The organism is Devosia sp. LjRoot3, from assembly GCF_964252865.1.
Lineage (GTDB): Bacteria > Pseudomonadota > Alphaproteobacteria > Rhizobiales > Devosiaceae > Devosia.
On sequence record NZ_CAXUPK020000002.1, the window covers coordinates 188,167 to 207,706 of the forward strand.

Annotated in this window: 24 protein-coding genes; 8 read left to right on the forward strand and 16 right to left on the reverse strand. The window is 62.5% G+C overall.

Features of this window, described 5'->3' with window-relative positions; all coding sequences use genetic code 11:
• Positions 1-46 precede the first annotated feature (46 nt).
• On the reverse strand, positions 47-1,447 hold the full coding sequence (gene fumC / locus ACSQ2A_RS07950) for a class II fumarate hydratase (protein WP_436071776.1): 1,401 nt from the start codon (positions 1,445-1,447) through the stop codon (positions 47-49).
• 130 nt (positions 1,448-1,577) lie between these two features.
• Positions 1,578-1,757 (reverse strand): 50S ribosomal protein L32, encoded by a 180-nt coding sequence (gene rpmF, locus ACSQ2A_RS07955; protein WP_061908829.1) that lies wholly within the window; start codon positions 1,755-1,757, stop codon positions 1,578-1,580.
• A 393-nt stretch (positions 1,758-2,150) separates the two neighbouring features.
• On the opposite strand from rpmF, the gene ACSQ2A_RS07960 reads away from it, so the two are divergent.
• Entirely contained in the window at positions 2,151-2,915 is a 765-nt protein-coding gene (locus ACSQ2A_RS07960) for an SDR family NAD(P)-dependent oxidoreductase (protein ID WP_436071777.1), read from the forward strand.
• A gap of 51 nt (positions 2,916-2,966) precedes the next feature.
• Here ACSQ2A_RS07960 and ACSQ2A_RS07965 read toward each other — a convergent pair whose 3' ends face one another.
• The gene (locus ACSQ2A_RS07965) at positions 2,967-3,938 is read right to left on the reverse strand and encodes a DUF2125 domain-containing protein (RefSeq protein ID WP_436071778.1); all 972 of its coding nucleotides are present in this window, start codon (positions 3,936-3,938) and stop codon (positions 2,967-2,969) included.
• A gap of 156 nt (positions 3,939-4,094) precedes the next feature.
• On the opposite strand from ACSQ2A_RS07965, the gene ACSQ2A_RS07970 reads away from it, so the two are divergent.
• Complete coding sequence (locus ACSQ2A_RS07970; RefSeq protein ID WP_436071779.1) at positions 4,095-4,643, forward strand: gamma-glutamylcyclotransferase; 549 nt, start codon at positions 4,095-4,097, stop codon at positions 4,641-4,643.
• Here the strand turns inward: ACSQ2A_RS07970 and ACSQ2A_RS07975 are convergent.
• The 4 genes from ACSQ2A_RS07975 to ACSQ2A_RS07990 form a co-directional block, all read right to left on the reverse strand.
• Positions 4,631-4,978 (reverse strand): hypothetical protein, encoded by a 348-nt coding sequence (locus tag ACSQ2A_RS07975; RefSeq protein WP_436071780.1) that lies wholly within the window; start codon positions 4,976-4,978, stop codon positions 4,631-4,633. The two genes, ACSQ2A_RS07970 and ACSQ2A_RS07975, sit on opposite strands and share 13 nt — an antisense overlap.
• A 103-nt stretch (positions 4,979-5,081) precedes the next feature.
• Entirely contained in the window at positions 5,082-5,882 is an 801-nt protein-coding gene (locus tag ACSQ2A_RS07980) for a lysophospholipid acyltransferase family protein (RefSeq protein ID WP_436072271.1), read from the reverse strand.
• Positions 5,883-5,966: 84 nt separating this feature from the next.
• Positions 5,967-6,914 carry a cell division protein FtsX gene (locus ACSQ2A_RS07985; protein WP_295415845.1) on the reverse strand — a complete coding sequence of 316 codons (948 nt, stop codon included), beginning with the start codon at positions 6,912-6,914 and terminating at the stop codon, positions 5,967-5,969.
• Complete coding sequence (locus tag ACSQ2A_RS07990) at positions 6,907-7,569, reverse strand: cell division ATP-binding protein FtsE (protein ID WP_295415842.1); 663 nt, start codon at positions 7,567-7,569, stop codon at positions 6,907-6,909. Before ACSQ2A_RS07990 ends, ACSQ2A_RS07985 begins: the two co-directional genes overlap by 8 nt.
• A gap of 209 nt (positions 7,570-7,778) precedes the next feature.
• On the opposite strand from ACSQ2A_RS07990, the gene ACSQ2A_RS07995 reads away from it, so the two are divergent.
• On the forward strand, positions 7,779-8,795 hold the full coding sequence (locus ACSQ2A_RS07995; protein ID WP_436071781.1) for a zinc-ribbon domain-containing protein: 1,017 nt from the start codon (positions 7,779-7,781) through the stop codon (positions 8,793-8,795).
• A 103-nt stretch (positions 8,796-8,898) separates the two neighbouring features.
• A complete protein-coding gene (locus ACSQ2A_RS08000; RefSeq protein ID WP_291420801.1) occupies positions 8,899-9,309 on the forward strand; it encodes a response regulator in 411 nt (136 codons plus the stop codon).
• 202 nt (positions 9,310-9,511) lie between these two features.
• Here the strand turns inward: ACSQ2A_RS08000 and lysA are convergent, their stop codons facing one another.
• From lysA to argH, 3 genes are all read right to left on the reverse strand, one after another.
• Complete coding sequence (gene lysA, locus ACSQ2A_RS08005) at positions 9,512-10,771, reverse strand: diaminopimelate decarboxylase (protein ID WP_436071782.1); 1,260 nt, start codon at positions 10,769-10,771, stop codon at positions 9,512-9,514.
• Positions 10,772-10,857: 86 nt separating this feature from the next.
• Positions 10,858-11,574: a gamma-glutamylcyclotransferase gene (locus tag ACSQ2A_RS08010; RefSeq protein WP_436071783.1), complete on the reverse strand. Its 717-nt coding sequence runs from the start codon at positions 11,572-11,574 to the stop codon at positions 10,858-10,860.
• Between the two features lie 143 nt (positions 11,575-11,717).
• Positions 11,718-13,166 carry an argininosuccinate lyase gene (gene argH, locus ACSQ2A_RS08015; protein ID WP_436071784.1) on the reverse strand — a complete coding sequence of 483 codons (1,449 nt, stop codon included), beginning with the start codon at positions 13,164-13,166 and terminating at the stop codon, positions 11,718-11,720.
• A 23-nt stretch (positions 13,167-13,189) separates the two neighbouring features.
• On the opposite strand from argH, the gene ACSQ2A_RS08020 reads away from it, so the two are divergent.
• The gene (locus ACSQ2A_RS08020; protein ID WP_436071785.1) at positions 13,190-13,849 is read left to right on the forward strand and encodes a TlpA disulfide reductase family protein; all 660 of its coding nucleotides are present in this window, start codon (positions 13,190-13,192) and stop codon (positions 13,847-13,849) included.
• Positions 13,850-13,966: 117 nt separating this feature from the next.
• On the opposite strand, the gene ACSQ2A_RS08025 is transcribed toward ACSQ2A_RS08020, so the two are convergent.
• The 5 genes from ACSQ2A_RS08025 to ACSQ2A_RS08045 all read right to left on the reverse strand — a co-directional run bounded on the left by ACSQ2A_RS08025 (position 13,967) and on the right by ACSQ2A_RS08045 (position 16,301).
• Positions 13,967-14,170: a hypothetical protein gene (locus tag ACSQ2A_RS08025; protein ID WP_436071786.1), complete on the reverse strand. Its 204-nt coding sequence runs from the start codon at positions 14,168-14,170 to the stop codon at positions 13,967-13,969.
• Positions 14,171-14,180: 10 nt separating this feature from the next.
• Positions 14,181-14,363: a putative motility protein gene (locus ACSQ2A_RS08030; protein WP_295415827.1), complete on the reverse strand. Its 183-nt coding sequence runs from the start codon at positions 14,361-14,363 to the stop codon at positions 14,181-14,183.
• 77 nt (positions 14,364-14,440) lie between these two features.
• The gene (locus ACSQ2A_RS08035) at positions 14,441-15,040 is read right to left on the reverse strand and encodes a rhomboid family intramembrane serine protease (protein WP_436071787.1); all 600 of its coding nucleotides are present in this window, start codon (positions 15,038-15,040) and stop codon (positions 14,441-14,443) included.
• A gap of 148 nt (positions 15,041-15,188) precedes the next feature.
• Positions 15,189-15,389: a twin transmembrane helix small protein gene (locus ACSQ2A_RS08040; RefSeq protein ID WP_035086799.1), complete on the reverse strand. Its 201-nt coding sequence runs from the start codon at positions 15,387-15,389 to the stop codon at positions 15,189-15,191.
• Positions 15,390-15,410: 21 nt separating this feature from the next.
• Positions 15,411-16,301 (reverse strand): LysR family transcriptional regulator, encoded by an 891-nt coding sequence (locus tag ACSQ2A_RS08045; RefSeq protein ID WP_436071788.1) that lies wholly within the window; start codon positions 16,299-16,301, stop codon positions 15,411-15,413.
• Between the two features lie 88 nt (positions 16,302-16,389).
• Here ACSQ2A_RS08045 and ACSQ2A_RS08050 point away from each other — a divergent pair, with 88 nt between their 5' ends.
• The gene (locus tag ACSQ2A_RS08050; protein ID WP_436071789.1) at positions 16,390-17,340 is read left to right on the forward strand and encodes an NAD-dependent epimerase/dehydratase family protein; all 951 of its coding nucleotides are present in this window, start codon (positions 16,390-16,392) and stop codon (positions 17,338-17,340) included.
• Here the strand turns inward: ACSQ2A_RS08050 and gluQRS are convergent.
• The gene (gene gluQRS / locus ACSQ2A_RS08055; protein ID WP_436071790.1) at positions 17,337-18,185 is read right to left on the reverse strand and encodes a tRNA glutamyl-Q(34) synthetase GluQRS; all 849 of its coding nucleotides are present in this window, start codon (positions 18,183-18,185) and stop codon (positions 17,337-17,339) included. The genes ACSQ2A_RS08050 and gluQRS overlap by 4 nt on opposite strands.
• A 4-nt stretch (positions 18,186-18,189) precedes the next feature.
• On the opposite strand from gluQRS, the gene ACSQ2A_RS08060 reads away from it, so the two are divergent.
• Positions 18,190-18,861, forward strand: coding sequence for a DNA-3-methyladenine glycosylase family protein (locus ACSQ2A_RS08060; RefSeq protein ID WP_436071791.1), 672 nt, complete (start codon positions 18,190-18,192; stop codon positions 18,859-18,861).
• The gene (locus tag ACSQ2A_RS08065) at positions 18,858-19,511 is read left to right on the forward strand and encodes an alpha/beta hydrolase (RefSeq protein ID WP_436071792.1); all 654 of its coding nucleotides are present in this window, start codon (positions 18,858-18,860) and stop codon (positions 19,509-19,511) included. The genes ACSQ2A_RS08060 and ACSQ2A_RS08065 overlap by 4 nt, the downstream gene beginning before the upstream one ends.
• The last annotated feature ends 29 nt before the right edge of the window (positions 19,512-19,540 follow it).

Genomic DNA, 19,540 nt, shown 5'->3' on the forward strand with positions numbered 1-19,540 from the left:
AATGCCGCCCGGTGAGGGGCGGCATCTTCGAGGCCAGTCGCAAAAATTACTTCTTGATGGTCAGTGGGCCGACCATCTGTTCGGGCTTCACTTCGGCGTCGAATTCTTCGCCGGTGAGCAGGCCCAGCTCGATGGCAGTTTCGCGCAGGGTCGAGCCATTCTTGTGCGCGGTTTTCGCGATCTTGGCAGCGTTGTCGTAGCCGATCTTGCGGTTGAGCGCGGTGACCAGCATCAGCGACTGATCGACGAGCTGCTTGATGCGCTTGCGGTCGGGCTGGATGCCGATGGCGCAATTGTCGTTGAACGATTTTGCGGCGTCGGCGAGGAGGCGCACCGACTGCAGGAAATTGTAGGCGATGACGGGCTTGAAGACGTTGAGCTCGAAATTGCCCTGGCTGGCAGCAAAGCCGATGGCGGCGTCATTGCCCATGACATGGGCGACGACCATGGTCATGGCTTCGGACTGGGTCGGATTGACCTTGCCCGGCATGATCGAGGAGCCGGGTTCGTTTTCCGGAATGGTCAGTTCGCCGAGACCCGAGCGGGGGCCGGAGGCGAGCCAGCGCACGTCATTGGCGATCTTCATGAAGGCAACGGCGAGCTGCTTGAGCGCGCCCGAGGTGCCGACAAAGGCGTCGTGGCCGGCCATGACGGCGTACTTGTTGGGGGCAGTAATGAATTCGTGGCCCGAAAGCGTGGAGATTTCAGCAGCGACGGCGACGGCGTAGTCGGGGTGGGCGTTGAGGCCGGTGCCGACGGCAGTGCCGCCAAGGGCGAGTTCGCGCAGCTGGGGCAGGGTGACTTCAATGGCTTTCACCGCGAGGTCGATCTGGGCGACCCAACCGCTCATTTCCTGGCCGAGCGTCAGGGGTGTCGCGTCCTGGAGATGGGTGCGGCCGATCTTGACCACATCCATGAATTCTTCGGCCTTGGCATCGAGCGTGTCGCGCAGAATCTTCACACGCGGGAAGAGGTAGTTCACGACCGCTTCGACGGCGGCGATGTGCATGGCCGTGGGATAGGTGTCGTTGGACGACTGGCTCATGTTGACGTGGTCATTGGGGTGCACGGGCTTTTTCGAACCCATGGTGCCGCCGGCCATTTCGATGGCGCGGTTGGAGATGACCTCGTTGACGTTCATGTTCGACTGGGTGCCGGAACCGGTCTGCCAGACGACGAGCGGGAAATGGTTGTCGAGCTTGCCCTCGATGACTTCATCGGCTGCGGCAACGATGAGGTCGCGCAGCGCGGGGTCGAGCAGGCCAAGCTTGGTATTGGTGATCGCCGCGGCCTTCTTGAGAATGGCAAAGGCGGTGATGATTTCCTTGGGCATCTTTTCCCCGCCAATGTCGAAATTGGCGAGGCTGCGAGCCGTCTGAGCACCGTAATATTTGTCGGTCGGCACGTTGATGGTGCCCATCGTGTCCGATTCAATACGCATGGTCATTTCTGGCTCTCCGAATAGTTGGCCGCTCTTGTCGGCGGAATTCATGACGAAAAACAAAACGGCCGACCCTCAGAAAGGATCGGCCGCTGAAATATCAGGTCGCGCGCATCAGCGCCGCTAGCCTTTCGGCTTAGCTCTTGACGGCGAGAATCTGCCGGCCGCGATACATGCCGGTCTTGAGGTCGACGTGATGCGGACGACGCAGCTCGCCCGAATCCTTGTCTTCGACATAGGTGGGGTTCGCAATCGCGTCGGCCGAGCGGCGGAAGCCGCGCTTCATCGGCGAGGTCTTTCGTTTTGGCACTGCCATGGTCGGTACTCCGAATTCAAAATCGTTGCGCCGCCGAAAGCGGCCCAGAGACGCGTCTCTGTTGGGATTGTCGGGCTCTATAGAGCAGTTGCGCGCGCTTGGCAACAAGGGCTTTGGGGATTCCAGATGCTCTTTGCACCGATCTCCAAGGCATCATTGACACGAAGCGATGCGCGGCGATAGAGCAGCGGTCATGTCTATCCGCTCGCGATCATCGGCCCAAATCTTCTCGCTCTCGGCGGGCAGCTTTTACGTGGTCGGGATCCTCTGCTGGATCGCCAGTTAACGCAGCTTCCCAAAATCATCTCCCAAACGCCGCGACACCCGTTGCGGCTCAGCAATGATGCGCCGGTTCGTGCCCTGAGGCAGGCCGGCAATGTGGAACTGTGACTAATGAATAGATTTGAAGATCGTATCATCCTCGTGACCGGAGCCGGTTCGGGGATCGGGCAGGCGACTGTCGAACGACTGCTGGCGGAAGGCGGGCAGGTTCTGGCGCTCGATGTGTCGGAAGCCGGGCTCAAGGTGACCGAAGAGCGGGCACGCGAGGCCGGTGCTGCCGACCGGCTGACGCTCATCACTGCCGATATCAGCGATGAAGCGGCAGTGCAGGACAAGATCGGCGGCACCATTGCAAAGGCAGGTCGCCTCGATGTGCTGGTCAATGCAGCCGGCATCCTGCGCTCGGAGCATACGCACAAGACGAGCCTCGAATTCTGGAACAGGGTGCTGGCGATCAACCTGACCGGCACGTTCCTTGTGACGCGCGAATGCCTGCCGTTGCTGCTCGCTTCGGGCCGCGGCGTCGTGGTCAATTTCAGCTCGACCTCGGCGAGCTTCGCCCATCCCTATATGGCGGCCTATGCGGCTTCCAAGGGCGGGATCCAGTCGTTTACCCATACGATTGCGTCTGAATATGCCAAGCAAGGCCTGCGTGCCGTGGCTGTGGCCCCGGGCAGCATTGCCTCGGGCATGACCAATACCCCTGGCATTCCGGCGGATGCGGATTTTTCGCTGTTTGCCAAGATGTCTCCCGCCATTGGGGAGGGCTTTGCCAATCCGAGCAGCGTTGCCGGCGTGATCGCCATGCTCGCTTCCGATGACGGTGCCTTTGTCACCGGCACCGAACTGCGGATCGATGGCGGCACGCATATGTAAGGTGCAAAAGGGGAGCGCGGCGCCGGCGTCGCGCCCCCCGAAGCCGAAGCTTTAGAACAATGGCGGCAGGGCGGTGATCGGGACCAATCCCGAGGACAGCGTGCCGCCGCGGAAATTGAGCTGATTGGTGTGGCGGCCGTTTTCTTGCGGGACGCCGAGGACCAGGGTGCGCCAGGGTTCTTCGATCAGGGGACCGATCCGTTCGGCGACACCCATGGAATCGATGGCGATGGTGCCGTTGGGGAAACCCTGGGCATCGAGGGTGAGGTCACCGGAGGCGTTGAGGTCGGCATTGTCGTCGCTCATGCGAATGCCGACGATCTTGAGCTGGCCGCCGGCCTGTTGCCAGGTGGGCAGGATGGGCGTTGCGCCAATGGCGTTGAGGTCGTCGGGGATACCGGTGGCCTCGGCTTCGATTTCGAGCGCCGTGTTGGCGAGGGTCGCTTCAGGCAGGTCGAGGGCGTCTGCCTTGAGATAGAGCGCCAGGGACGCAAGGTTACGCTCGGGGTCATGGGCTTCGGGAATGTCGAGCAGATGTGCCTCGGCATGCGAAGCCTTGGCCAGCATGGTGTCGCCGAGAAGAAGGTCGTTCCAGGAAAGCTCGTCGCCGACGACCGAGAGGCGGGCGATGCGATTGTCCTTGATACGGAGGCTGGCATTGAGGCCAGTCCAGGAAACGGAAGAGCGCTGGCCGGTAAAGGCGTCGGACAGCTGGGCCGGGCCCCTGGCCGAGGCAATCGCGTGGGTGAAGTCATAGACCATGACGCTGACGCGCAGGCCCGGGATTTCGGCCATGAGATCGCCCGAGACCACCACGGCATCGGTGCACTCGATATCGAAGGCGAAGGGGAAGCCGCCGATGCCGAGGCTGGCGCAGGTCAATTGCGGGCTCGTTTCACCATCGGCGAAGGCGAGGCGTTCAACCTCCTGCCGCACGATGCCTGAGGCATAGAACCAGGCAGCGCTGGCGCCGAGAATGACGAGCAGCACGACGGCGCCCAGAATGATGATTCGTTTCTTCATGGGAACGGTTTTAACCTTGGACGGGGCATTGGCAAAAGCGGGTCGCACCACTCAGCCTTTGTTCATACAAGTTTTGCCTAAGCTGTGGTTGTGGCCATGGCGAGGCTGGGCTTAGGGTTTGTGCAAGATGCACGGCCCCGAATGGGCGGGTAGGACATGTTGGACGAGAAACCGGAAAATCACTGGGTCTTTGGCTACGGATCGCTGATCTGGAATCCGGGATTTCCGTTCGTCTCGACGCATCTTGGGCGGCTCAAGGGCGCGCATCGCTCGCTCTCGATCATTTCGCACCACCATCGCGGCACGGTGGAACAGCCGGGGCTGGTCTTCGGGCTGACGCGCGGTGGCTCGGTGCGGGGCATGGTGTTTGAAGTGACCTCAGCGGAATGGCCGTCGGTGCGCGCTTATCTTGAAGCGCGCGAGCAGGTGACCATGGTCTATCGCGACGTGATGCGGCCGGTGGCGCTTGATGATGGACGAAAGGTGTCGGCGCTGACCTTTGTGGTCGACGAGCGGCATGAGCAATTTGCCGGGCATCTGACGCTTGACGAGCAATTGGCCATGGTGCGGGCGGGCGTTGGGATTTCGGGGCGCAATATCGACTATGTGGTCAATACGGCGCGGCATCTCGAAAGCCTCGGCATTCGCGACCGGGTGCTGATGGATCTGGCGCGAAAGCTCGAGGCCGAGAGTCAGGCGGCCTGATCGAAGGGGGCGGGTACGGCGCCTTCGAGATCGGCAATGATGGAGAGGCGTTCGCCATCCACGTCCGGGCGCGGCAGGCGGAAGACGCCATCGGCGCGGCTGAGGGCCTTGCGGAATTTGAGGCGGATCGCGGGTTCGGCCACGAGGTCGAGGCCGCAGCCGACCCAGAGAACAGTATTGCCACGGGCGATGAGATAGAGATCGGCGCCTTCGAGAATGAAGTCACGCAGGTTTTCGGACGCCAGGTGATAGGTACGGCCGGACAGGCCGAGCCACTGGTTGATCCGCTTCTGTCGCGTTGCCGGCTCCAAGCCAGCGTCAATCCACGAAAGCATCCCTGTTCCCCCGTGTGAGTAGAACAAAACTAGAACAAATACCGCGAATCAGTCAAGTCGCGTCATGTGCCCACTAGATGTGGTGCTTTGTGGCTTTGTTGCGTCAAGATGAGGGGGCGCGTTGCCGCGCCGCCGCGATGCGTTCGGCCAGAGCGGGGTCGATGGGGCGGGAAAGGCCCGAATCGACGGCGGCCAGGCTCAGGGCGTCGGAGCCGGTTTCGATGGCGCGCTTGAGGCGTTCGGCGAAGACATCGGGGGCAAGGCCCGGTTCGATGGCGGGGAGCAATTCGCCGCGGGCAGTGCCGGGCCAGATGATGAGGGAATTGCGGCCCCAGAAGAGGCCGGAATTGAGCGCCACGGGCACGACGGGTACGTTAAGTTCGCTATAGAGGCGGACAATGCCCTGGCGATAATCGGCGGGGGCGAGCGCCGCCTTGCGGGTGCCTTCGGGGAAGATGACGATGCGGCAGCCGCGATCAAGGGCGGCATGGGCCTGACGCATCATTTCGGGAATGGCTTCGGCGCCCTTCTTGCGGTCGATCTCGATGCAATCGAGCGAACGCGCGGCCCAGCCGAAGAAGGGGATGTTCATCAGTTCCTTCTTGACGATGTAGGCGGGGCGGCCGGTATGCGGGAAAATCGCAAAGACGTCCCAGTCGGACTGGTGCTTTGAGGCGATGATGCAGCCGCCGGGCGGGATGTTTTCGGTGCCTGATATCTCGGTGCGCACGCCCGTGATGAAGCGCAGGAACTGCACGTTCGACCAGCACCAGTATTTCGCCAGGGCCCAGGTGAAGGGCGTGCGGCCGGCAAAGAGCGCGATGACGCCGATGATGACAGCGATGACAGCCGTCTGGCCAATGAAGATGGCGTAGAAAAGCGCCGTGCGGATCGCCTGGATCACGGTTTTCAAGACTGTTTGTCCTCCTGCCCTTGGGGCTTGCTTCTTCAATAAAGCGGAGAACGCGGAATGGCGAGATGGGTTACCTCAAGATGCTTCGCTGAGGTAACGCCGGACGGTGAGCCGCGAGGTGATGGCGGTCAGGGCCGCGATGACCGGGACGACCAACGCAATGAAGATGATGCCATCGAGCCCGAGCACGAAGCTGCCAAAGACATAGCCGACCTGGGCGGTGGCTTCGGTGGGGAGGACTGAGCCGGCGGCGGTGCCGATCAGGAGGAAGAAGAGGGCCGCGAGGAGCGAGCCGAGAAGCCCGCCCTGGAGGCCAATGGAGAGGAACCGCCCCTGGAATTCGCCGGCAATGAACTTGTTGGATGCCCCGATAAAATGGAGCACGTCGACGATTTCGCGGTTTGACGCCATGGCGCCACGGGTGGCAAAAATGATGGCAAGGACCGTGGCGACGCCGATCAGGCCGAGCACAAGCAGGCCGGAGACGACCACCGTGCCGGCCATGGTGTTGAGCTGTTGTCGCCAGGCGGCGTGGGTATCGAGGCTCGCGCCCTTGATCGCCCCGAGATTGCGCTGCAGCTGCTCGATATCGGCATCGACCGGATCGGCCAATTGCACGACGACGAGGCGCGGAATTTCAATGGCAGAGAGATCGAGTCCGGCGCCAAGCCAGGGTTCGAGCAGGGCCTGGCTTTCCTCGATGGTGAGGGCGCGGGCGCCGGCAACGCCGGGGGTGGCTTCGGCGAGCGAGACTGCGGTGCGCAGATTGCTGTCCATCACCTCGCCCTCGACGGGGCGGATCTGGATGGTCATTTCGCGGCCGACATCGGCCGACCATGCGATGGCTGATTTCTGCACCAGCACGACGCCGCCAAGAGTCACGGCGGAGAGGAAGCTCATGATGGTGATGAGAAGGAGCAGCGTGCGGCCGGCAACGGAATGCTCGGGCACGATGGGGGCGCCGCCGCCACGACGCGGAATGGGCAGCCAATGGGGCAGGCGGGAGAGGAGGCTCCTAGTCATGGATGGTCAGAGCCCCTTTGTTGAGCACCATGCGCGGATAGGAGAAGCGATCGAGCAGCGGCAATTCGTGCGTGGCGAGAATGATGGTCATGCCCAAAGTGCGGTTGAGCTCGGCAAAGAGATGGACGAGGCGGCTCGACAGGTCCGGGTCGACATTGCCGGTCGGCTCGTCGGCAAGGAGAATTTTGGGGCGGGCGATGACGGCGCGGGCAATGGCGGCACGCTGCTTTTCGCCGCCGGAAAGAACCGTCGGCAACGCGTGCATGCGTTCGCCGAGGCCGACCCATTCGAGCAGCTCGGTGACATTGGGGCGATATTCGCTTTCCGGCTGGCCGAGGACGCGCAGAGGCAGGGCGACATTTTCGAAGGTCGTCAGGTGGTCGAGGAGGCGGAATTCCTGGAAGACGATGCCGATATGGCGGCGCAATTGCAGCAGGCTATCCTGATCGAGCTTGCCCACATCCTCATTGAACATCGTCACCTTGCCGCGGCTCGGTTTGAGCGAGAGCAACAGCAGACGCAGGAGGCTGGTCTTGCCCGAGCCGGAGGGGCCGGTGAGGAAGTGGAAGGAGCCGGGCTCGATGGAAAAGGTGAGATCGCTGAGGATTTCAGGACCATTGCCATAGCGCAGGCCGACATCGGAAAAATCGATCAAGAACGGGTGCTCCCCAGCTCGTCCGGTAGTCTCAACGCAAAAAGCGAATCACGAGTGGGCCGCATCATAGCAGCGCCGACGTGTGTTCGCGGCATGGATGCCCGCTATGCCGGGGGGAAAGCGGCACAATTGTGATTTCTCATGGGTTTGAGGAGTATTAACCCAAGCAGGGATAGGGTCAGGCAACACCCGAAACGGCTGCCGGCTCGATGATCATTACCTGCCCCAATTGCCAGACCAAGTACCAGGTGACCTATGAGGCCATCGGATCGGTTGGCCGCAAGGTGCAGTGCGCCTCGTGCCACCAATCCTGGCAGCAGTCGGCCCTGCCCGATCCCAAGCCGGACCTGAAGCTGGTGCCGAAACCCGATCCCGAATCGGACCGGCTGTTTGAATCCATGGCCGAAGAGGCGCTCGACGCTGCCATCGAGGCCGAGGAAAAAACCATTGTCGATGTCGAGGCCCGACCGGTCGAACCGGTGGAGCCGCGCCCTGCCAAGAAGCGCGAGACGGCTGCCGAGATGCGAGCCCGGCAGAAGGCGCTGTCGCGCCGGCAGACCGCCATGGTGTCGCGCCTGCCGCTGGCGCGCATGCGGCGCTATGCGCGGGTGGTCGGTGCGGTCGGTTTGGCCGGCATTCTGGGCATTGCCTATTTCGGGCGCGTGCAGATTGTTGAGCGCAATCCGGATCTGGCTGGGATTTATGAGGCCGTTGGGCTCGGCGTAAATGTGGTGGGGCTTGAGCTTTCGCATCTGCAATCGACGCGGGGTCTCTCGGAAGGCAAGGAAGTGCTTGTGGTTTCGGCCCAGCTCGTTGGGCTGATGCCCAATCCCGTGACGGTGCCGCCGGTGCTGGTGAGCCTTCTCGATACGACGGGCCACACGATCTATGAGTGGAGCGTGACGCCGCGCATTCGCGACCTGATGGCCGGCGAACGGGCGACGCTCGATACGCGCCTGCCGCTGCCGCCGGCAGAGGCGGTCAAGGTGCGCCTGACCTTTGCAGGCGGCCGTGCCGCTACCAACACGAGCGAACCGGCCGCGGCTTCGACCGGCAATGCGCCGGCCGCCGAAGCGCCGCCAGCCCATGGCGAAGCTGAGGGACATGGTGCAGCCGAAGACAATGCCGTTGCAGAAGGCCATGGCGACGAAGCTGCGCCGAGCGCGGAAGCCGGACATCCGGCGGAACCTTCTGTTGAAGCTGCCGCGCCCGCTGTTCACCACTGATGGGATCGTTCCTATATTGAAGTGAGCGTGTGGCCTGTCACCTTTGCCCCTGACAGGTCCGGTTGCTGCCGCAAGGCCCCGACCCGCCGCCCGGAGACTGCCTATGGCCCGCATTCTTGTCGCTGAAGACGACCCATCCGTTCGCGCATTCGTGGTGACCGCGCTCACCATGAAAGGCCATGAGGTCGTGGCCGAGGAAGATGGCGGGCTAGCCGCCGAGACCATGGAGGCAGAGGGCGGCAAGTTCGACCTGCTGCTCTCCGATATCAAGATGCCGGTGATGGACGGGATCGCGCTGGCCCTGCAGGTGGGCTCGGCTTTTCCGGACGTTACGATCGTGCTGATGACCGGCTTTGCCGACCAGCGCGAGCGCGCGCATGGGCTCGAGGCGCTGGTTTACGATGTGATCGTGAAGCCGTTTACGCTGGCGGAACTGTTGGCCAAGGTGGAAGACGCGCTCGAGGGGCGGCCGGTTGAGGTGCTGTCGCTGGCGCGGCAGGCGAGGGAAGAGTAGGGGGCATCGGCGTTCGCCGTCACCCCCTCCCATCCTCCCCCATCAAGGGGGAGGTGTTGCATCGAGTTGGCGGCACTATCGAGCCAAATCCACTGTGTCATCCCCGCGAAAGCGGGGATCTCTGTTTTTGGGGCCGAAGATGAGATTCCCGCTTTCGCGGGAATGACGTCGTGGTTGGAGGAGGCTAGGTGGGGGCCTTACCTCACACCCAGTCCGGCACCGAATCCAGCGCCAGCAATTCTTCAATCGATTTGCGCGGGCGGATGACGTGCCAGCGGGGGCCGTCGACCAAAACTTCGGGGATCAGCGGGCGCGAATTGTAGGTCGAGGCCATGACGGCGCCATAGGCGCCCGCGCTCATGATCGAGAGCAGGTCGCCCTCTTTTACGCCCGGAATCGTGCGGCCCTTGGCGAGGTAGTCGCCGGTTTCGCAGACGGGGCCGACGATGTCGCCGGTGATCGGGGGGAGGTTGGACTGGTTGACCAGTTCGACGTCGTGATGGGCTTCGTAGAGCGTTGGGCGGATCAGGTCGTTCATGGCCGCGTCGACGATGATGAAGTTGGACGAGCCTTCCTTCACATATTCGACCTTGGTGACGAGGATACCGGCATTGCCGACGAGCAGGCGGCCAGGCTCGATGACGAGGGTGCAGCCCAATTGGCCGATCTTGTCGCGGACGACTGATGCATAGGCTTCCGGATGCGGCGGGGCTTCCTGGTCATGGTGATAGGGAATGCCAAGGCCGCCGCCGACGTCGACATGGTGGATGTCGTGACCGTCTTCGCGCAGGGCCTTTACCAGTTCGGCCATGAGGCCGAAGGCGTTCCCAAAAGGTTCGAGATCGGTGATCTGGCTGCCGATATGCATGTCGACGCCGACGGCGACGATGTTCGGAAGCTCGGCAATGCGGCGATAGACGTCGCGGGCGCGCTTATAGGGAATGCCGAACTTGTTCTCGGACTTGCCGGTCGAAATTTTCGCATGGGTGCGCGCATCGACATCCGGATTGACGCGGACGGAGACGCGGGCTGTGAGGCCCATGTCGGACGCGATCATGGAGAGGCGTTCGAGTTCGGGTTCGCTCTCGACGTTAAAACACTTGATGCCGGCGGTGAGGCCCTGGCGCATTTCGGCGACGGTCTTGGCGACGCCGGAGAAGACGATCTTTTCGGCGGGAATGCCGGCGGCGAGCGCGCGCTGGAGCTCGCCGCCCGAGACCACGTCGGCGCCGCAGCCTTCATGGGCCATCAGGGTGAGAACGGCCTGATTGGAATTGGCCTTCATGGCATAGGCCATCAGCGTCGGGATGCCCTCAAACGCTTCGCGCACGACGCGGACATGGCGGCGGAGGGTCGCCGAAGAATAGACGTAAAAGGGCGTGCCGACCTTTTCAGCCAGGTCATTGAGGTTGACGTCCTCGGCGTAGAGGGTGCCGTCGCGGTGCTGGAAATGGTGGACCATTTTTCGTGCCTTGTGTGCCGCGCTCGCCGGGAGCGTGTGAAGTCAGCGCTTCCGTAAGCCAACGGCCCAGAAAACAAAAGTGAGACTTATCGATCCGTCTCATAAACGGCTTCGATGCGCTCGGCGACGAGGTTTTGGAGGCGCCAGAGATGGGCGTCGTGGAGGCCCATCTGTTCGAGGTGTTCGACGGTGGAGAACAGATATTCGGCCATGGAGCCGCGGCTGCCGACGGCCTTGGCGAGGACATCGGCGATCTGGTCTTCCGAAAGGCCTGAAATGTAGCGGCCGGAATTGCGGTCGATACAGAAGGTCAGGGCACGGATGGTGCGCTCGCCGGAGCGGACTGTCACCATGCGCGGAGGGAAGGCGGTGGGCTTCCAGCCCATTTCGCGCTCGAACAGTTTTATGAGGCTCTCATCGCGCTTGCCGGGTGGGAGGCGATAGAGCGCACCCTTGCAGGCGCCGCCGCGGTCGAGCGCCAGCATCAGGCCGGGATTCTGGTCGCTGCCGCGAAAGCGGTTGTTCCAGCCCAGGCAAAAGGCGCGATGCCAGCCGTGGAGGAGGCCGGTGCGGATTTCGACATAGTCGCAGGCCGGCTTCCAGATCAGCGAGCCATAGGCAAAAATCCAGGTCTCGTCGTTATCGTCGGGGCCGAAGAATTTTGCGATGGTTTCGCGGTGGTCGGCGAGACTCGCTTCCGTCATGCCCTCGGGAGGAGGCGGCATGACATCGGACGGATTTTCGGGCGTCAGATAGGCGACATGGCGCGAGGTGAGGCGCATCTGTCGCTGGTCTTTAAGCATTCGGCCTCCGTCTTCTCCCAACACCCACAGCGTCATTCCCGCGAAAGCGGGAATCCCTGGCGGTGAAGAGAGATCCCCGCTTTCGCGGGGATGACGCGGTGAACGCTCAGGATTCGGCGTTCAGATTGCCCGAGTGCACTCGTCTATTCAACACCGCCATCGCCATGGCCGCCATGCTTCTTTGCGGTGAGCGGGCGGGGCTCGTGGTCTTCGCCGGTGAGGGTGGATTTCCAGCGGGCGGCCTGGGCGAGGACGTTGATCGGGGCGGTGCCGCCATAGGATTTGCGGGCGGCGACTGACGCTTCGACGGTGAGCACCTTGTGGATGCGGGAGTCGATGCGTTCGTCGACGGCTTTGAAATCCTCGATGGTCAGACCTTCGAGACCGCAATTCTTGGACTCGGCGAGGGCGACGACCTGGCCGGTGATGTGGTGGGCATCGCGGAAGGGGATGTTCAGCTCGCGCACCAGCCAGTCGGCAACGTCGGTGGCGGTCGAAAAGCCGGCCGAGGCGGAGGCGTGCATTTTCTGGCGGTTGGGCTGCATGTCCGAGACCATGCCGGTCATGGCGGCCAGCGACAGGGAGAGCGCGTCGAGGGCGTCGAAGGCGACTTCCTTGTCTTCCTGCATGTCCTTGGAATAGGCGAGCGGCAGGCCCTTCATGACGACGAGCAGGGAATTGAGCGAGCCCATGATGCGGCCGATTTTTGCGCGGACCAGTTCGGCGGCGTCCGGATTGCGCTTCTGCGGCATGATGGACGAGCCGGTGGTGAACTTGTCCGAGAGTTTGATGAAGCCGAACTGGGCCGAAGACCAGATGACCATCTCTTCCGCGAAACGGCTGAGGTGCATGGCGCAGATCGCGGCGGCGGCCAGCGTCTCAAGAATAAAATCGCGGTCGGCGACGGCATCGAGCGAATTGGCGGTGGGGCGGTCAAAACCGAGGGCATTGGCCGTCATGTCGCGGTCGATGGGGTAGGGCGTGCCGGCAAGGGCTGCGGAGCCGAGCGGGTTTTCGTTGAGGCGACGGCGGGCATCGGTCAGGCGGCCGGCATCGCGGCCGAGCATTTCGACATAGGCGAGGAGATGATGGCCGAAGGTGACCGGCTGGGCATTTTGCAGGTGCGTGAAGCCGGGCAGAATGGTTTCGGCCTCTTCCTCGGCGCGCTTTACGAGAGCCAGCTGCAGCGTGTGGATCTGGGCGACCAGGTGATCGATGGTGTCGCGGACATAGAGCTTGAAATCGGTCGCGACCTGATCGTTGCGCGAGCGGGCGGTATGGAGGCGCCCGGCGGCGTCGCCGATCTTTTCGCGCAGGCGTGATTCGACATTCATATGGATGTCTTCGAGAGCCCGCGAGAATTTGAACGAGCCGTTCTCGATTTCGGCGAGCACCTCGTCTAGACCCAAAAGGATAGCGTCGCGATCGGTCTGCGTCAGAATGCCCGTTGCGGCGAGCATTGTGGCATGGGCCTTTGATCCGGCAATATCCTGGCGGAACAGGCGCTGGTCGAAACCGATCGAAGCGTTGATTTCTTCCATGATGGCGTCGGGGCCGGATGCAAACCGTCCACCCCACATCTTGTTGCTCATCGTCTGCCTTTCAGGAGTAGCCCATGTCGGACACCAGCCAACCCAAGCCAGCAGGCCGCAATTTCTGGGCACTCGGAGGACTGGGGGTAGCGGTTGCGGGCGTAGCTATAGCTTCGTGGGTTTATCTCGGCAATGCCGCCTCGGCCAACTCCTGCCCCGTGCAGACGGCGCAGGCGCAGATCGTGGATGCCGCCGCGGTGGGTGAATTGGCGGCGGTCAATGGGACCGGCGAGGGGCGCGGCTATGCCGATATGGCGTTCAAGAGTGCCGATGGCACGGAAATGACGCTGGGTGATTTTTCGGGCAAGGCGCTCTTGGTCAATTTCTGGGCCAGCTGGTGCGTGCCCTGTCGCGAAGAGATGCCGGCGCTCGATGCGATTGCGACGGAATACAATTCGGACAAGTTCCAGGTGGTGCCGATCAATCTCGATATCGGCGAAGGCGGATTGGCCAAGGCCGAGGAATTTCTGAATGCTGGGCAGTTCAAGAACTTGCCGCTTTATGCCGACAACACCTTTGCGGCCTTTGACCGGCTGAAGCGTGAGGCGGTGGCCGTGGGCTTGCCGGCAACGCTGCTGCTCGATCCGGAAGGGTGTGAATTGGCTGTGCTGCAAGGGCCAGCGGAATGGCACAGCAAGGATGGCAAAGCGGTGGTCGAGGCGCTGATCGGACTTAGGGGGTAGAGGGTCGTCGGCTCACCACAAGTCATCCTCGGGCTTGACCCGAGGACACTTCACTTGGCGATGGCGCAATAAGTGCAGAGCCCTCGGGTCAAGCCCGAGGGTGACGATCCGGGGGCCTTAGACCAAGAGGTCGACTTCGGCCCCGTTTACGGGATTGCGCACAATGTCGGGCAGGGCTTCGGGCTCTGCCTTGTTTTGCGTGAGCGCCATTTCGCCGCGCATTTTTGCGACTTGCGCAAGCAGGGTGTTCGGCGAGGCGCCCTCGCGGGTGGCGATGCGGTTGATCATGACCGATGTGCTGGTGCCGAGGGCATTGCTCATCGGGAAAATCTCAGGCGGTTTTGTCGACCTGCGTGCCCTGGCCCGGTGGAAGAGCTGCCTGGGCCGGCTGCAGGAGCATGTCGAGAAGCTGGGTCTGCATATCGTGCGACTTCTTGAAGATCGCGATCTGGACCGATTGCTGCGTCTGCGCGGTGCGGGCCGCCATCAGGCTGGAGGCGAGATCGGTATCCATGCTGGTCTTCCCTACGCAATACTACGAGACGGTGGAAGCCTAGCAGGTCAGGGTAAAGAAACTCTGTCCGTCTGGTTCTAGCGGCCGCCCCAAAGCATGACGTCGCGGCGGCGCATCAGCGCGGCGAGTATGACACCCGCGGCGAAGCCGCCGATATGGGCCCACCAGGCGACGGATTCTTGCGAGCCGATGACGAGATAGAAGAGCTGGGTAAGGACCCAAAAGCCCAGCATCCAGAAGGCCGGAACGGGCAGGGGAATGGGGATGACGATGCGCGCTAGGACGAAGACGCGGGCATGGGGGAAGAGGAGAATATAGGCGCCCATGACGCCGGCCACGGCCCCGGAGGCGCCGATGAGCGGGCCATTGCCATCGAGGTTGAAGGCGAGATGGGCCAGGGCGGCGAGCACGGCGCAGGCGAGATAGAAGACGAGGAAGCGCAGATGGCCCATGGCGTCTTCGATATTGTCGCCAAAAACCCAGAGGAACAGCATGTTCGAGAGAAGATGCAGCCAATCGGCATGGAGGAAGGCATAGGTGACCAGTGTTGCCCAGTCCGGCAGCCAGGGGAGCGGGGCGGGATAGATATCGCGCACCACGATGGGGATCATGCCGAAATAGATCGTTGCTTCATCGAAGGCGGCCGGGGGCAGTGTCGCCTGGACGAGGAAGACCAAAATATTGAGCGCGATCAGCCCATAGGTGACGTAGGGAAATCTGACATGGCGATGCGGATTGACGTCATGCAGGGGCAGGAACAGGGCTTTTCTCCTTGGGCCGGGCAGACGTCAGCACTTTTGCCGCCGAGCGGCAAGGTGGGCGGGATCAGCCGCGGCCGCCGCCGAAGAAGAACAGGGCGCCGATCAGCAACAGGATGGCGACGGCCTGGCCCATGACGCGCAGGCGCATGAGGCGCTGGCTGGTATTGGCCGAGCCACCCTTGGTCATGTTCCACAGGCCCATGCCGAGGACGACGATGACGAACAGCAGGGCCAGCGCAATGCCGATATTGAGAAGAGTTTGCATGGGTTTGGCCTCCTTGCCGGTTCAGCTTTCAATATAGGCGAGAAGGCCACTCGCCAAGGCATCATAAACGGCGCGGATGCGGTGGGAGGTGTACAATTCCCTGTGCGTCGTCAGCCAGATCGGGAGAGGGGGGATGGCGATGTCGATGGGCAGGGCGACGAGGCCCGGCGTGCGGCGCACGAGATTGGCCTGGGCAAAGCCGATGCCGATGCCGGCGCGCAACAATTCCCAGAGGTGCGGCTGGTCGTCGGAGCGGATGACGAAATTTTCGCGATTGAGCGAAAAGCCGAGTTTTCGCGCATGGGTGACGATGGCGCTGGAGCGGTCAAAGCCGAGAAGGTCGTGCTGCCAGAGTTCGGCAAGCGTCGTGGGGCGGCCGCGGCGGGCGAGGTAGCGTTCGTGGGCGGCGGGAACGAGTTCGATGTCGCCGAGGTGTTTTGTCACCAGCTCGAGCTGGGTGGGGCGGAACATGCGGATGGCGATATCGGCCTCGCGCATGAGGATGTTTTCGGCTGAATCCGAGGGGACGATTTCGAGAGCGATGCGCGGATGGAGGGCGCGGATCGGCACGAGGATTTCGGGCAGCACATAGTTTGAGATCATGGCGCTGGCGGTGATGCGCACGGTGCCGCCGGTGTCGTCCTGGGCGCCTTCGGCCATCATGTTGGCTTCGGCGAGCGCGGTTTGCGCCTGTGCTATGGGGCCATAGAGTTTGAGGGCCGTGCTGTTTGGCTTGAGGCCCGAAAGGCTGCGCTCGAAGAGCTGAAGGCCGAGCTGGGTTTCCAGCAGCTCGATATGGCGGCCGATGGTCGGCTGGCTCGAATTGAGGGCGCGGGCGGCGGCGGAAAGCGAGCCGTGTTCGATGACACCGGCAAAGCTGCGCCAGAGGGACCAGTCAGGCTCTCTATTCATAATTGAATATCAAATCTCGAAATTTGGCCAATCGCTATAAAAATCTGTAGCGGGCATTTTGGTCTCCAGCAAGTCAAGGAGACGCAGAATGGCCAAGGGTAAAGTGACGGTTTTGGGCAGCAACGGCCATATCGGCAATGCGGCGATGATTGCTTTTCGCGATGCGGGCTGGAGCGTGACGGGGCTGGGGCGGACGAACCGCAAGCCAGTCAGCGGTACGGCGTTTGTGGCCGGCGATGCCGATGATGTCGCGGTGGTGCGGGCGGCGATTGCGGATGCCGATGTGGTCGTGCATGCGCTGCACCTGCCCTATCATCAGTGGGGCAATGGCCGCTCGGAAAAGCAGTTGCAGGTTGTCATTGATGCGCTGGGTAATAGCGGCAAGACGCTGCTGTTTCCGGGGACGATCTATAACTATCGGGCTGGGGATCGGACCATTTCGCCCGCGACGCGGCAGAGCGCGGAGGCGCCGCGAGGGGAGATCCGCATCCGGCTCGAAACGCTGCTGCGCGAGGCGTCGGCGGCGGGGAAATTCCAGACGATCATTTTGCGCGGTGGCGATTTCTTCGGGCCGGGCAATCGCGGGGAGTGGTTCGAGGCGGCGATGATGATGGATATCGCCAAGGGCAAGCTCTACCACATGGGCGACCTGAAACTGCGCCATAGCTGGGCCTATCTGCCTGATCTTGCGAATGCCTTTGCAGTGCTGGCCGAGAAGCGGGCGGCGCTCGGAAGGTACGAAAACTTCCATTTTGCCGGGCACTGGGTGTCGCATGGGCAGATGATGGGGGCGATCCAGACGGCGCTGCCGGGCAAGGTTGCGGTGTCGCCGCTGCAATGGTGGATGATCCGGGCGGTGGGGCTTTTCAACCCGATCATGCGGGATATCTACCGCATGCGGTATCTGTGGCTCAATGAGATGGAGCTGGTCGATCCGCGGCTCGATGGGATTTTGGGAGCGGATTTCGGGACGCCGTTTGAGGGGGCGGTGGCGGCGACGGTGGAGGAGCTGATGGGGGCGAAGAAGCTCGCGGCCTAGAAACCCACAGCCCTTCGCACATCATCGGCAGTCCAACCCTCGCTGCGCAAATCGGCGAGGGTTTTGCTGTTTTTGGATTTGGCCAGTTTTTGGCCATCGTCGCCGAGGAGAAGGCGGTGGAAGTGGTAAATGGGCGTCGGAAAACCCAGCAGCATTTGCAGGAGGACGTGGATATCCGTTGCCGCCTCCATGTCGCGGCCGCGGGTGATGTGCGTCACGTTCTGGTCAGCGTCGTCGACGACGACGCTGAGGTGGTAGCTGGTGCCGATGTCCTTGCGCTGCAGCACCACATCGCCCCAGCGTTGCGGGCGGGCGTAGCGGATTTGTGGGCGATCGCGCAGGGTTGGGCCGATGACCGTAAAGGTCAGCATGCCGGCTTCTTCAATGGCGCGGTCGGTGTGGAGGCGGAACTGAACGGGGTCGCCGCGTTCGAGCCGCTCGATGCGCTCGGCATTGGAGAGGTGCTTGCAGGTGCCGGGATAGATGGGCGCGCCGTCGGGGTCGGTATCCTCGGCCTTGGATGCAATGTCGGAGCGGGAGCAGAAGCAGGGATAGATGAGATCGCGCTGGCGCAGGCGATTGGCGGCTTCTGCATAAATCTCGAAGCGCTCGGACTGGATGAGGACCGGTTCGGGCCAGGATAGGCCGAGCCATTTCAGGTCCTCGAAAATGGCTTCGGTAAATTCGGGTTTACAGCGCGTGATGTCGATGTCTTCGATGCGCAAAAGCACCGTGCCGCCGAAAATTTCGGCGGCCTGCCAGGTCACGAGTGCGGAAAGCGCGTGGCCGAGATGCAGGCGCCCATTGGGGCTCGGGGCGAAACGAAGAATTGGTTTTTTGGACATGACTTTGACGACTAGCACTTTTGCGCCGGGGGCGTCACCGCGGATCGATACGGCCGAAGGCGTCGCGGTGCATCTCGACCATCTGATCGCCATGGTGCCGCAATTGCTGCCGATGCGGGAGCGCGTCGGGGCGGTGTTGCCGCGGGTCAATCCCAAGGGATTTGCCGGCATGGCCAAGGTGATCTGCGGCCAGCAGCTTTCGGTGCAAAGCGCCGCCGCCATCTGGGGTCGCTTTGAAAAACTGCCGGGGGCGCTGGAGCCTCAATCTTACCTTTTGCTCGATGAAGAGACGGTGCGTAGCGCCGGGTTTTCGCGCGGGAAATTTCTGGCGGTGCGGACGATTGCCGAGGCAGTTGAGGCGGGGGATCTCAATTTTGCAGAGGTCGATGGCCTGCCGGCCGAGGAGGCGATCAAGGCACTGGTGGCGCTAAAGGGGATCGGGCCGTGGACGGCCGAGGTCTATCTGCTCTTTTGTGCGGCGCATCCCGACATTTTCCCGGCGGGGGACCTGGCCTTGCTGAAAGCCGCGCATCATGGGCTTGGCCTTGACGTGCGTCCGACGATCAAGGAGATGATCGGCCTTGCACAAAGTTGGTCGCCGCATCGGTCGGCCGCGGCGCTGCTGTTCTGGCGCTATTTCGCCATTCTGCGCGACAAGGAAGGGATTTTGCTGTGATCAAGCTTTCGGGGCCGATGATGCCGCCAGCCAATGGGCAGGGGCCCGATGCTGCGGTGGTTCTGCTCCATGGCTATGGCAGTGACGGCAATGATCTCATTGGGCTGGCGCCGCACTGGCGGCACCTCCTTCCCGGCGCGCTGTTCGTCTCGCCCAATGCGCCGATCGGGACGGAAATGGGCGGGTTTCAGTGGTTTGCCATAGACTGGGCCGGTGATCGGCTGGCGAGCCGTCAGACGGGTGTGATCGAGGCGCGGCCGGTGCTCGAAGGGTTCTTGCGCGATCTCTGGGCGCAGACGGGAATCACGCCGGAGCGGACGATCCTGGCAGGGTTCAGCCAAGGTGCGATGATGGCGCTGCATGTGGGCACGGGGCTGCCCGAAAAGCTCATGGGCGTTATCGGTTTTTCGGGAGCGTTCTTGCCGCCGGAGGGATTTGGCGGCGAGGCGCTCGCAAAGCCGCCGATCTGCCTTGTGCATGGCGATCTAGACGATGTCGTCGATCCCAATCTTTCGAGCGAGGCCAATACCTTGCTTGATGAGGCGGGCTTTGAGGTCAAATATCATGTGAGCCGCGGCGTGGGGCATGGAATTGCCCCGGATGGGCTCGGCTTTGCTGCCGATTTTATCGGGCGTGTCGCGGCGAAATAAGTCCTTCATCCCCGCTTCACAGCCCTGAC